Raw genomic sequence first — 11,555 nt, 5'->3', positions numbered from 1 at the left:
CACGATCAAGTAGCGGTCGCCGGCACGCAGGCCCACGATGCCGGACCAGGCGTCGAAGGCGCGCAGGTTCTGTTCGTGCGTCGTCATCACGCCCTTCGGCTTCCCCGTCGTGCCCGAGGTGAACAGGATGTCGGCGAGGTCATCCGGCGACACCGCGGCCAGACGCCGCTGCGCCTCGTCGGCGGGGACGGTTCTGCCCAGCCGAACGAAGTCGGACCACGTCGGGATACCATCTTCCTCGCCGCGACCTCCCCCTTCCCCCTCCTTGGCAAGGAGGGGGTTAGGGGAAGGTTCATCGCGCAACAGGACGATGCGCTCGAGAGCGGGAAGCTCCGCAATCGGCCGGCCCGCGCCGGAGCCGCCCAGCGCGCTGCGCAGCAGCTCCACATAGCGGTTGCCGAGGAACTCGCGAACGGTGAAGAGAATGCGGGCACCGCTCTTGGCGAGGATGTAGCCGGCTTCACCGCCCTTCAGGCGCGTGTTGAGGGGAACCAGCACACCACCAACCGATTGGAGGCCAATGACGGCGAGAATCCACTCATAGATGTTGGGGGCCCAGATCGCGACGCGGTCACCCGGCTTGATGCGGGCGGCACAGAAGGCGCGCGCCGCCCGCTCGCCCGCCAGCGCCAGATCAGTGTAGGTCAGCGTAACCCCGCCGTCCTCGATGGCGTGGCGATCGCCAAAACGCGCGGCGGCGCCTTGTACCAGTTGCGGGATCGTCCGCTCGCGTACTTCCATAAGCCTCAACCTCTCTGGCGCTGATGTGTTTCGATGCTCAGCTACAGCAGCTTGGCGTATTCGTCCAACAGCCGCAGTACCGTGTCGGCCGGGACCGAGGGGATGCGGAGGACGACCTCGGTGATACCGAGTGAATGGTAGTACTCCAGCTTGCCCGCATCGGGAATGGTTCCGAACGGCACCACCCGAAGGTCAGCCGGATCGCGCCCGGCCTCACGCATCGCCCGCTGCAAATCGGACAGCGCTGCGCGCACGCCGGCACCGCCGATGGGAATCCAGCCGTCGGCGTACTCGGCGATATGCTTGAATAGCTTGGGCCCGGCGGCGCCACCAATGAGAATCGGCGGACGGGGCTGCTGCAGCGGCTTGGGCCACGACCAGCTCTCCTCGAAGCGCACGAACTCCCCTTCAAAGGATGCCTTCTCGTTGGTCCACAGTCTCTGCATCGCCAGGACGTGCTCTCGGACCCGTTCGCGCCGCCGGGGAAAGTCGACGCCGTGACTTTCCATTTCATCCTGGTTCCATCCGAACCCGATACCGAACACGAACCGGCCATTGGAAATCAGATCGAGCGTCGCCACTTCCTTGGCGGTTACGATGGGATCACGCTGCGCCACCAGGCAGATGCCGGTGCCGAGCTTGATGCGCGAAGTGACCCCCGCGGCAGCAGCCAGAGCCACGAACGGATCCAAGGAGCGCTTGTATTCCTCGGGCAGCTCTTTGTCTCCGGTCGGGGGCGGTGTCCGGCGGCTGGTCGGAATATGCGTGTGCTCCGGGATGTAGAGCGAGTAAAAGCCGCGCGTCTCGACCGCCCGAGCCAGATCAACCGGGCCGATGCTCTGGTCGGTGGCGAACATCGTCACGCCAAGTTTCATAGTTCCGGGCATAGGACGGCGAAGTATCAGTGAGGATCAGCTTGCGCAAGTCGTGCGGCGGAACCTCGTCGGATTCAACGCCAGCCGATCGGCTCGTATCCGCGTTCGCGCAGGCGCCGTTCAACGAAGTTCACGAACCCTGGATCTAACTCGTTGCCGGACCACAGACCGTGCAGCAGGCCTACGGTCGCGCCAGTGGCCGCACCCACCGATCACCAGCACGAGGGCGACCCGCCACTGTCGGGGCATTCGCAGACCCATGATGCTGGTCACTCACGCCGGGGGCACGTCGGAGGTGCAGTGCGCGCAGCGCGTCGCCTTCAGCGGCATCGCCGACAAGCAATGCGGGCACTCGCGGGTCGAGGCCGGAGCCGGCGCCGGCTTCGGGAGGAAACGGTTCACCTGCCTGATCAGCATAAACACCGCAAAGGCGACGATCGCAAAGTCGAGCACGGTGTTGAGGAACATGCCGTAGTTGAGGGTCGGTGCGCCGGCAGCCTTGGCCGCCTGCAAAGAGGGGTGCGACTGTCCGGACAGGTCGATGAACAGATTCGAGAAGTCCACTTTGCCAAGCAGCAGTCCAAGTGGAGGCATCAAGATGTCGCTGACGAACGAGGTGATGATCTTACCGAATGCGGCGCCGATGATGATGCCCACCGCCATGTCCAGCACGTTGCCGCGCATGGCGAATTCTTTGAACTCTTTCAGCATTGTCGTACCCCCCTTGCGCACATTGAAGTGCGACTGAGCCGGATGGGCACACGCGGTGCCCCTCCGGCCAGCCGGACAACATTTTCCGTGGACGCAGGCCGAGAGGCGTTCAGCCGCCCAGGCCCGCTTTGACCTTCTTCAAGACTTCGATGTTCTTCTGCAGTCCGTCCACGTGCTGCTGCATGTCGACGATGGACTCCCCCAACTTGACAACCGAGCCCAACGCCCCACCGGATTCACCCGCCTGCTTCACGGCTTCCTTACCCAGCTCGCCAAGCTGCGCATCGGCCCGCTGCTGGGTCATCGACCCGCACAGAAAGCCGGCCACAAAGACGCCCGTGAATACGGCGACCTGTATTCCACGCTTCATCGAACGCTGCACCATTTGTACCCTCCTTCTTGGTTAAGCCGACCACGGGGGCACCGCAGTCAACATCGGGAAACCACCGCCAGCATACTCCAACCGTGGCACGAGAAAAGCGAGGTAGGATATGAATTCGATCGTCGCGCTATAGACAGAACTCTTCAGGTCTGTACAGACGGGCTGATCGCCGCGCTCGCGGACGCCACCATCGCCGGCTACGCCGCCGCGATTGCGAACGGCGGCACTACGCTCAGGACTGCGGCAGGCGGAAGCAGCGCTCGGTGTTGGCGCGCGTCAGCGTGGCGATGTCTTCCAGTGGCTGTTGGCGGATCTCGGCGATGGCCGCGGCGGCGTAGATCACGTAGGCCGGCTCGTTGCGTTTGCCACGGTATGGCACCGGGGCCAGGAACGGCGCATCGGTCTCGACCAGGAAGCGATCGGCGGGCACCATCCGGGCCACGGCGCGGAGTTCTTCGGCGTTCTTGAAGGTCACGATGCCGCTGAAGGAGATATCGAATCCCAGGTCCAGAAAGCTCCGTGCCGTGCTGCGGTCGCCGCTGAAACAATGAATGACGCCGCCGATATCTGCCGCCTTCTCTTGGCGCAGGATCGTCAGCGCATCCTCGTAGGCATCGCGCAGGTGAACCACCAGCGGCAGCGTCAACTGTCGTGCCAGCCGAATGAACTGCCGGAAGGCCTCGCGCTGCACGGGCCGTGGCGAATTGTCGTAGTGGTAATCGAGCCCCGTCTCGCCGATGGCAACTACTTTTGGAGCACTGGCCAGGCGGGTGATCTCGTCGAGGACCGCCGCCGACACCGTGCGGGCTTCGTGCGGATGTACGCCAACGGTCGCAAAAATGGCCGTATGCCGCGCGGCCAGGGCGAGCGCATCGTGATTCGCCTGCATTCCACCGCTGGCACCGATGGTCACCATACGGGTGACGCCCGCGGCCAGCGCCCGCGCCATGGCCGCATCGCGGTCGGCATCGAAGCGCTCCTCATCAAGATGGCAATGTGAATCGATGAGCGTCGCGCCGGCGGGGAGCGCAACGGGCAGGGCCGCTGGACTCATTTCAAGGCTTCGCGCCGGTTTCGATGCGCGGGAAAAGGACGACTGCCGGCTGGGTGCGATGCGCCGGAGAAAAGTTCCGGCCCCAGGAAAGATCGGGCGGCAAAGCCGCGATCGGTTCCAGCCCGAGGAGTTCGAAGATGCGGGTGCTGGTTTCAGGTAACGACCACATGAGCAGCAAGGCCGTCGCCCGCAGCGCCTCGAGAAGCTGATGCAGAATGGCCCCAACGCGTGGTCGCTGCGCCGGATCCTTGGCCAGCGTGAACGGGGCCGTCACCACGATGTACTTGTTCACGTGATCGAGGGCGCGCCACAGCGTTTCGAGGGCATGGTGAAACGCCAGTTCGTCCGTCAACCGGGGCACCTCGCTGTACGCTTCCGCGAAGACGGCTTGCAGCGCCTCGTCGTCCGCTGTCGGCGCCCCCTGCGCTTGGACGACGCCGTCGAAGTAGCGCTGTTGCATGGAGAGTGTACGGCTCACGAGATTGCCGAGATTGTTGGCCAGATCGGCGTTGACGCGGGTGATGAAGGCGTCTTCGCTGAACACGGCGTCCTGCCCAAAAGCCATCTCGCGCAACAGGAAGTAGCGCAACGCATCCATCCCGTAGCGCGCCTTCATGTCCAGCGGCCGGATGACGTTGCCCAGGCTCTTGGACATCTTGCTCTCGCCACGAACCCAGTAGCCGTGGACCAGCAAGCGCTTGAACAACGGCAACCCCATCGCCATCAGCATAGTCGGCCAAAAGATGCCGTGCTGTTTCAGGATGTCCTTTGCCATCACGTGATGGGCCACCGGCCACATGGCTTCGAAGGTCTCTTCTCCATGCGCCCGCAGCGCGCTGACGTAATTGATCAGCGCATCCCACCAGACGTAGGCGACGTAGTTGCGATCGAATGGCAGCTCGATACCCCACTGCAGCCGGTGCTTCGGGCGCGAGATGCACAGGTCGGGTAAGGCCCCGCTACGCAGCATGGCCAACACCTCATTGCGATAGTGCTCCGGAACGATGGTGTCGGGGTGTTTTTCGAGGTGCGCAATCCACTGAGCCTGATACTTGGTCATGCGGAAGAAGTAATTCTCTTCCTCGATGAAGGTCGGCGGCGTCAGGTGATCGGGGCACTTGCCGTCGACCAGCTCCTTTTCGGTGTAGAAGCGCTCGCAACCGGTGCAGTACAGCCCACCGTAGCGGCTGAAGTAGATGTCGCCTTGGGCGTGGACGCGGCTCAGGAACTCCTGCACCGTGCGCACATGGCACTCGTCCGTGGTCCGGACGAAATGATCATACCGAAAACCACACGTGTCCCAGGTGTCGCGGAAGAGCCGGCTGAGGCGATCGGCATAGGCTCGCGGCGCCTCACCTGCCGCGGTCGCCGCCGCCGCAATCTTGTCGCCATGCTCATCCGTCCCGGTGGTAAAGAACGTTCGGTGCCCACGGGCGCGATGAAACCGCGCCAAGGTGTCAGCGATGACGGTGGTGTACGTGTGACCGAGATGCGGCTCGGCGTTGATGTAATAGATCGGCGTGGTGACGTAGAATCGATCCACGGCAAGTCACTCCTCGCAGTGTGCTACTGCGCCCTCGGTTCGAACGAACCTTCGAACCGCAAACGGTCTGCGGCTGAGCCCATCAGGAAGCTGCCAGGCGTAACAGCAACGCTTCGAGCAAAAGCTGTCGGTTGGGGTTGCCGCGACGGATGAGGTTCCAGGCAGCCTCCGCCGCATCCGCACGCTGCAGAATCGTCCGCAGACTCGTCGCCGTTGCGGCCGAAGGGTCGGGTGCAGTCTCCTCGGCACGAAGAGAACGTACCGCGTCATCGCGGAGCTGGGACAAGAGCATTTCGAGTTTCGCTGCCACCTGGCTCTCGGGCGAGTTCAGTTCAGTTGCCGTTTGCGCCAGCCGAACATAACGGGCCTGGTCGAGGCCGGCAAGCCGCTGCCGCCATTGCTCCCGGCTCTCACCGGCGAGGCACTTTCTCAGGGTCAGGGCACGCCCAGGACTGCCCTCCGCCAGCACGGCCAGTTCACGTGCCGTGGCCACGTCCATATCTGAACCCGCAGTCAGGATGTCCACAACCGTATCGATGGGCAAGGGACCAAAGTGGATGCGCTGGCAGCGTGAGCGGACGGTGGCCAGAAGCGCGTCAGGGTTGTTCGATACGAGCACGAGAAACGAGCGCGCGGGTGGCTCTTCCAGGACCTTCAGGAGTGCGTTCTGCGCCGCAACGGTCAGCAGGTGGGCATCGTCGATGAGGACGACCTTGGCTTTATCGCCAACCGGCCGCAGCTGCATGAAGCGCTTGACCTCACGGATGCGATCGATACCGACCTCTTTCTTCCCGGGCGCCACGGTGACCAGCTGAAAATCCAGGTGGCTTCCGGCCGCCATCTGCCGGCACGCGGCGCAGCGGCCGCAGGCATCGTCGCCGCCGTGTTCACATTGGAGCCACGTCATCAAGGCGAGCGCCAAGGAACGTTTCCCCACCCCCTCTGGTCCCACGAACAGGAGCGCGTGCGGCAGGCGTTCATGTGCCACGGCGGCGCGCAGGAACTCGCGCCTACGCTCGTGTCCGCGAACGGCCGCGAAGCCTACCGGGGGTTGAGACATTGCATCACTGCGGCGACGGCCTGTCGCTCGATTTCCTCCGGTGGAGCCGTCGCATCGATGACGCAATAGCGATCCCAGTCTTCACGGGCAAGGGAGAGGAACCCGGCGCGAACACGCTCGTGAAACTCCTGCTCCTCACGATGGAAGCGGTCGTCCCCGCGGGCGCGCTGCAATCCCATCTCCACTGGGCAATCGAGCAGCACGGTGAGGGCGGGAGCCACACCTTGGCGGGCGATGGCATCGAGGCGGGTGACCATCGCGAGATCCAATCGCCGCGCGTATCCCTGGTAGGCGATGGTCGAAGCAGAGAAGCGATCCGTCAGCACCACCTGGCCGCTGGCGATCGCAGGAGCGATGACCTGGGCAACGTGTTGGGCGCGATCGGCAAGATACAGCAACAGTTCGGCCAACGGAGTCGGGGGCGTCTCGGACAACTGCATGAGGATCCGGCGCACCTCCGTACCAACGGCAGTGCCGCCGGGTTCACGCGTTTCCACCACGGCGACACTACGCGCGCTCAACACCGCCGCCACACGGCGGATCTGCGTGGATTTGCCCGCGCCCTCGATGCCTTCGAAGGCGATCAGGCACCCACGTTCAGCCAACCGATTCCCCTTTGCCGAGGATCAGCTCGATGCCGTAGACTAGTTGCTTAGCGGTGAAAGGTTTCGTGATGTAGTAATCGGCACCGTACTGGTAGCCGCTGAGGAGATCTTCATCCTGGGTCTTGGCGGTCACCAAGATCACCGGCAAGCGGCCGGTAGTGGCATCGTCCTTAATGTGCTGCAGCACCTCCATGCCGCTCATTTTGGGCATCATGACGTCGAGCAGGACCATATCCACGGTTTCCTTGGCGAGAAACTGGAGGGCTTCGGCACCGCTCGCTGCGGAGGCCACTTCATACCCCCGGCCTTCAAGGATGCCGCGCATAATGGTCACGCTATCGGGGTTATCGTCGACAACCAGGATTCTGTGCTTCATTAGAGTCTTTTGCCTCCGCAGCCTAACGAGGCTGCTGGGTCAGGCCGCTCCGCCGGTGTATTTCTTCACCATGGCACGAATGGCAACCGGCCGGGCTGGCTTTGGGAGGTAGTCGTCGCAGCCAGCCGCACGGGCCTGCTCTTCATCGCCACGCATGGCAACCGCAGTCAGCGCCACCACGGGGATACTGCGCGTTTGGGGATCGCCCTTCAATTGTCGTGTCGCCTCCCATCCATCTATGTTGGGCATGGCCAGGTCCATGAGAATCAAATCGGGGTGTTCGCTCCGCGCCTGGGAGAGGGCCTCGACTCCATCGGTCGCTTCGATGACACGGTAGCCTTCGACGGAGAGCACCTTAGCGACGATGCGGCGGTTGTCAGTGTCATCTTCCACGACTAGAATTTTCTTTGCCATTTTCTCTCCATAGGCAGGGACAAACGCCTTCTTATCTTATATCGCCCGACCCTGCCGCTTGCAAAGCCCGCCGGCCCCCGCATTACGCCTAGCTCGTTACTCCCAAGACGGGAGGATTTACAACTCTTCGACCCAACCCGTCACGACCGCCGCATGAGGAAGCAGTCCGGGGAATGCGTTGTCGACGCCGGCAAGGGCCAAGCTACTGTACATGATCGCGCCCGTCCCCAGCAGCCGCAGCCGCTCGTCCTCTGTCCTTCCATGCCAGAACGCGCCAGCGATCTCGACATTGCTTGACGGGTCAAAGACCAGCCCCCCCAACGCGATCACAATTCCGGTGAAGTCGAACGTGCCGCCGACGTGCAAAGTGCCCTGAATGACGAGCACGCCATTGCCAACAAGGCGACCGGGCACCTCGACGTCGCCGCTTACGAGCGAGATCTGCGGTACGCGTGGCGTTCCGAATTCCAGCGACTCACCGGAGGCGACGGCACCGAATCTGGCGCATTGGGGCTGGTCAGCCAATCGCAACGCCAGCGCCCCAACATCGAAAGGCGGAGTCACGGCTATGCTCGGAGGGCCACCGGCACCGAGGAAGCGCCCGGCGAGTTCATCGGGCAGATGGTTTCGCAACGCCGACTCCGCCTCGCCATCTGGGCTGCCCAAAGCAGGGACCGGCGCCGCGGTTCCGCTCGGCTTCTCTGGTGTATCATCCAGACGATGGTCCAACCCGGACAACAAGAACGTGCCAGGGCCGAGTTCCACTCGTCCCATATTGTTCTGGACATATAGCGCAGCTGGAGTGAAGGGGAGCGGGGAGCGCGAGACCAATGCCCCGACCACTTTGGTAGCGCCGTCTTTCCCGGTGCCATGACTCAGAATGGAGAGCGAGTTGTTTGCGGTCGGGGTAACGCGCACCTCATAGTGAAACGGCGGATACGGGAACTCACCCGCCGCTCCCTCGCTGAATGGAAAAAGGCCATCATCGGCGGTGCCGGCGATGCCGTCAGGGCCGGCCAGAACATCGTCGAAAGACTGCCCCGGGGGGATGTCAGCAACGGCGTGATCGAGTCCGGCTTCGGCGACGTAGAACGCCTCCACTTCGTTGCGGAAATTGCGCTGAATCATCAGATCCGTACGGCACTGCAGGACCAGGTAGGCCCCCAGAGGCAACAGGACCATGATAATGCTCAGAGTGACGACCAATGCGGTGCCGCGCTGAGTCATCGATCTGACTACTGGTTGCGGAGGCAAATGCTGCTCGACACCGTGGAGATAGACGGCAACGCGCCGGCCGGGTCGGCATCCGCCGACTGCGTGCGTAACACAACGTCGACGCGGCGAATACGCCGACGCTGTTCGAGCGGCAGGGTTCCGGCGGACACGGGAATCTCGGCTCCGCTTGCATCGAAGTACGAAAATCGGAGCCCACCCGGTGGCACGTTCGGCACCAACGGCTGTGGACTGGCGCCACCGGTGGCCCGGACGAGCTGGTGCTTGTTGTCATTATAACTATACGCGATCAGTTCGTTGGCCTCGTCGCTATCGCCGTCTCCGTCGAAGTCGCTCGCCACTTCCACGTATTCTGCGGCAGCGACACGCACACCAATCACAGGCTTCCCCGCGGCACTGAAGCCGGCCATGCGCACTTCGCGCGTCAGAAGGTCGATCGCCATGAGCGTCACCTCCTGAGCGTCGCTTTTCCCCTCCTGTACCCGCGCGCTCAAAAAGGCGTTGCAGGCAAAACCGTAGGACATCGCCATCAACAGCGAGACGCACACCATGCTGGTGAGCAGCTCGACCAAGCTCGTGCCGCGCTGAGTGCCGAGGTCTGGCTTCAGCGGCGTGCCAATGTTACCAGCTGGAACCTGTGCTGTTCGCCATCGTTCCATGACACCGTCACCTCCAGTTGCTGCAATCCGAAATGCCCGTCCCAGGGTACGATGACCGCAGAGCGAGCAAAGGCCCCCGCGCTTGGCGCCGAGGCGGGAACCTGACCAGCGCGTAGCTGTTCGATGCCCTCGATCGCCAACTGCGTCGCTTCCATCCATTTCTGGCTGACTCTCAACGCCCGGTGCGTGCTGATTAGCGTGCTCGTCAGCCCGAGCGCAGCCACAGACAGCAGGACAAGCGCCACCATCAGCTCCACCAAGGTGAACCCTTTGACCGTAGGGCCTTCCACGACTAGTACGCCCGCATCTGGCCTGCAATGTTGACGCTGACGTGGCGCTCTTCGCCCGTCTCGTTGCGAATCGTCACGGTGCCGAAACTCCCAGCGTTACCCCGCGGCACGAAACTGATGGCCCCGTCGCGCGCCGTGCAGTCAGCGATCAGGACGCCACGAGGAAGCGATACGGGACGACCCTCATTCTTGTAACCGCCCGTGACCTTGCGCTGCGGCTGATAGCTCGCACTCCCGTCAGGGAACACGATGCGGTAATTGACATGCTCCGCGACCGCACGCATCCGCACCAGTTTCAAGTCCATCATCAGTTCCCGGGCGGCCATGCTGAGATTCAACCGCGGACGCAACGTCTGGTGCGCCAGCCCGCCGAGCCCAGCCAGAATCGACACGAGCGACAGAACGACGATCAACTCCAAGAGAGAAAATCCCCTGCCACTACCCATACGACGACACGCCCCCGACGCATTGCGGCAATGCGGCGGACACCTACACTATCAGGCGCAAATACTACTGCATAAGACGGTACAGTTGCAAGTGGGCAGGCGACGTGACAACACCGGGAGATAATTACATGGCGAACGCAAAGCGCAGGTACCACTCGATCAATCGCTCGCCGAAGGCAAGCGCGCAGACTGCGCCCAGGGCGAGAAACGGGCCGAACGGAATCGGCATGCGGGCATCGGTACCTCGGGCCGCGATCAAGGCAACCCCGACAAGGGCGCCAGAAAAAGAGCCAACAAGGAGGGTCACAAGCACGGCGCGCCAGCCAAGGAAGGCGCCGATCATCGCCAGCAACTTGATGTCGCCCCCACCCATGCCTTCCCGCCCAGTGATAGCGTGGTACCCAACGGCGACCGCATACAAGATGCCGCCACCGACCAGGGCGCCAAGCACGCTGGCAACAAACGGCGGACCTTGGCCGAGGGCCGAACAGACCAAGCCGACGACGATACCCGGCAGGCTAATGACGTCCGGAATGATCTGATGATCCAAATCGATGAAACTGATGACGATCAGGGCCGCCACGAAAAAGCCGTACACCACGAGCGCTGGGGAGACACCGAATTGATACAGGAGCAGCACCATGGCGACACCGGTAAGTGCCTCCACGAGGGGATAGCGAAGGGAAATCGCGCCACCGCAGGCGCGACAGCGCCCGCGCAGCAGCAGATAGCCAAGCAGCGGAATGTTGTCGCGGTAAGAAATCGGCACGCCGCAAGCGGGGCAGTGAGAGGATGGAAACACGATCGATTCGCCTGCCGGCAAGCGGTAAATGCACACGTTGAGGAAGCTCCCGATCATTGCCCCGCTGACAAAGGCCATCAGATACAGCATTGGTTAGGCTCCATCGCCACTAGTGATCGTCGTCAGCAACTCTAACCCTTCTGGGTCGCCGGGTACCAGCTCGAGAAAGCGCCGCAGGTGCGTCCGCGCCAACGCCGTGGCGCCGCGGCCAGCATACACCTTCGCCAGATACAAGTAGGTATCAGGATCATGGTCCGAAAGCCGCAGCGCCACCACCAGCTCGCGTTCAGCATTCACCGAATCACCACCGCCATAGTAGGCCCGGCCAAGCATCTGGTGCGCAATGGCACCGGTGGGATCATTG

The 11,555-nt window shown here is 62.9% G+C and carries 16 protein-coding genes; all 16 read right to left on the bottom strand.

Annotated elements, in window-relative coordinates:
• The coding region (locus VF515_07300) for an AMP-binding protein (protein HEX7407444.1) at positions 1-741 on the bottom strand (741 nt) is incomplete at its 3' end.
• Between the two features lie 41 nt (positions 742-782).
• The gene (locus VF515_07295; protein HEX7407443.1) at positions 783-1,616 is read right to left on the bottom strand and encodes an LLM class F420-dependent oxidoreductase; all 834 of its coding nucleotides are present in this window, start codon (positions 1,614-1,616) and stop codon (positions 783-785) included.
• Positions 1,617-1,889: 273 nt separating this feature from the next.
• The gene (gene mscL, locus VF515_07290) at positions 1,890-2,327 is read right to left on the bottom strand and encodes a large-conductance mechanosensitive channel protein MscL (protein HEX7407442.1); all 438 of its coding nucleotides are present in this window, start codon (positions 2,325-2,327) and stop codon (positions 1,890-1,892) included.
• Between the two features lie 109 nt (positions 2,328-2,436).
• Complete coding sequence (locus tag VF515_07285; protein ID HEX7407441.1) at positions 2,437-2,712, bottom strand: hypothetical protein; 276 nt, start codon at positions 2,710-2,712, stop codon at positions 2,437-2,439.
• Between the two features lie 229 nt (positions 2,713-2,941).
• The gene (locus VF515_07280; protein HEX7407440.1) at positions 2,942-3,763 is read right to left on the bottom strand and encodes a TatD family hydrolase; all 822 of its coding nucleotides are present in this window, start codon (positions 3,761-3,763) and stop codon (positions 2,942-2,944) included.
• A gap of 1 nt (position 3,764) precedes the next feature.
• Positions 3,765-5,306 (bottom strand): methionine--tRNA ligase, encoded by a 1,542-nt coding sequence (metG, locus tag VF515_07275; protein HEX7407439.1) that lies wholly within the window; start codon positions 5,304-5,306, stop codon positions 3,765-3,767.
• An 82-nt stretch (positions 5,307-5,388) separates the two neighbouring features.
• Complete coding sequence (holB, locus tag VF515_07270) at positions 5,389-6,366, bottom strand: DNA polymerase III subunit delta' (protein HEX7407438.1); 978 nt, start codon at positions 6,364-6,366, stop codon at positions 5,389-5,391.
• A complete protein-coding gene (gene tmk, locus VF515_07265) occupies positions 6,348-6,971 on the bottom strand; it encodes a dTMP kinase (GenBank protein HEX7407437.1) in 624 nt (207 codons plus the stop codon). Before tmk ends, holB begins: the two co-directional genes overlap by 19 nt.
• Entirely contained in the window at positions 6,964-7,347 is a 384-nt protein-coding gene (locus tag VF515_07260) for a response regulator (GenBank protein ID HEX7407436.1), read from the bottom strand. The genes tmk and VF515_07260 overlap by 8 nt, the downstream gene beginning before the upstream one ends.
• 39 nt (positions 7,348-7,386) lie before the next feature.
• A complete protein-coding gene (locus VF515_07255) occupies positions 7,387-7,761 on the bottom strand; it encodes a response regulator (protein ID HEX7407435.1) in 375 nt (124 codons plus the stop codon).
• Between the two features lie 117 nt (positions 7,762-7,878).
• On the bottom strand, positions 7,879-8,943 hold the full coding sequence (locus VF515_07250; protein ID HEX7407434.1) for a hypothetical protein: 1,065 nt from the start codon (positions 8,941-8,943) through the stop codon (positions 7,879-7,881).
• A gap of 53 nt (positions 8,944-8,996) precedes the next feature.
• A complete protein-coding gene (locus tag VF515_07245) occupies positions 8,997-9,653 on the bottom strand; it encodes a hypothetical protein (GenBank protein ID HEX7407433.1) in 657 nt (218 codons plus the stop codon).
• Complete coding sequence (locus tag VF515_07240) at positions 9,599-9,943, bottom strand: type II secretion system protein (protein ID HEX7407432.1); 345 nt, start codon at positions 9,941-9,943, stop codon at positions 9,599-9,601. Before VF515_07240 ends, VF515_07245 begins: the two co-directional genes overlap by 55 nt.
• Before the next feature lie 2 nt (positions 9,944-9,945).
• A complete protein-coding gene (locus tag VF515_07235; GenBank protein HEX7407431.1) occupies positions 9,946-10,389 on the bottom strand; it encodes a GspH/FimT family pseudopilin in 444 nt (147 codons plus the stop codon).
• Between the two features lie 124 nt (positions 10,390-10,513).
• Complete coding sequence (locus tag VF515_07230) at positions 10,514-11,281, bottom strand: A24 family peptidase (protein ID HEX7407430.1); 768 nt, start codon at positions 11,279-11,281, stop codon at positions 10,514-10,516.
• A gap of 3 nt (positions 11,282-11,284) precedes the next feature.
• Complete coding sequence (locus tag VF515_07225; protein HEX7407429.1) at positions 11,285-11,488, bottom strand: tetratricopeptide repeat protein; 204 nt, start codon at positions 11,486-11,488, stop codon at positions 11,285-11,287.
• Between the last annotated feature and the right edge of the window lie 67 nt (positions 11,489-11,555).

Source organism: Candidatus Binatia bacterium (assembly GCA_036382395.1).
GTDB lineage: Bacteria > Desulfobacterota > Binatia > HRBIN30 > HRBIN30 > JAGDMS01.
Note: the sequence above shows the minus strand (reverse complement) of the source record. Positions and strands in the feature narration are given on the sequence as shown.

Bases quoted from the DNA above. Each gene is read 5' to 3' on its own strand.
- VF515_07260 (HEX7407436.1), bottom strand. From the start codon at position 7,347: ATGAAGCACAGAATCCTGGTTGTCGACGATAACCCCGATAGCGTGACC.
- mscL (HEX7407442.1), bottom strand. From the start codon at position 2,327: ATGCTGAAAGAGTTCAAAGAATTCGCCATGCGCGGCAACGTGCTGGAC.
- VF515_07255 (HEX7407435.1), bottom strand. From the start codon at position 7,761: ATGGCAAAGAAAATTCTAGTCGTGGAAGATGACACTGACAACCGCCGC.
- VF515_07245 (HEX7407433.1), bottom strand. From the start codon at position 9,653: ATGGAACGATGGCGAACAGCACAGGTTCCAGCTGGTAACATTGGCACG.
- VF515_07285 (HEX7407441.1), bottom strand. From the start codon at position 2,712: ATGGTGCAGCGTTCGATGAAGCGTGGAATACAGGTCGCCGTATTCACG.
- VF515_07235 (HEX7407431.1), bottom strand. From the start codon at position 10,389: ATGGGTAGTGGCAGGGGATTTTCTCTCTTGGAGTTGATCGTCGTTCTG.
- VF515_07280 (HEX7407440.1), bottom strand. From the start codon at position 3,763: ATGAGTCCAGCGGCCCTGCCCGTTGCGCTCCCCGCCGGCGCGACGCTC.
- VF515_07250 (HEX7407434.1), bottom strand. From the start codon at position 8,943: ATGGTCCTGTTGCCTCTGGGGGCCTACCTGGTCCTGCAGTGCCGTACG.
- holB (HEX7407438.1), bottom strand. From the start codon at position 6,366: ATGTCTCAACCCCCGGTAGGCTTCGCGGCCGTTCGCGGACACGAGCGT.
- VF515_07295 (HEX7407443.1), bottom strand. From the start codon at position 1,616: ATGAAACTTGGCGTGACGATGTTCGCCACCGACCAGAGCATCGGCCCG.
- VF515_07230 (HEX7407430.1), bottom strand. From the start codon at position 11,281: ATGCTGTATCTGATGGCCTTTGTCAGCGGGGCAATGATCGGGAGCTTC.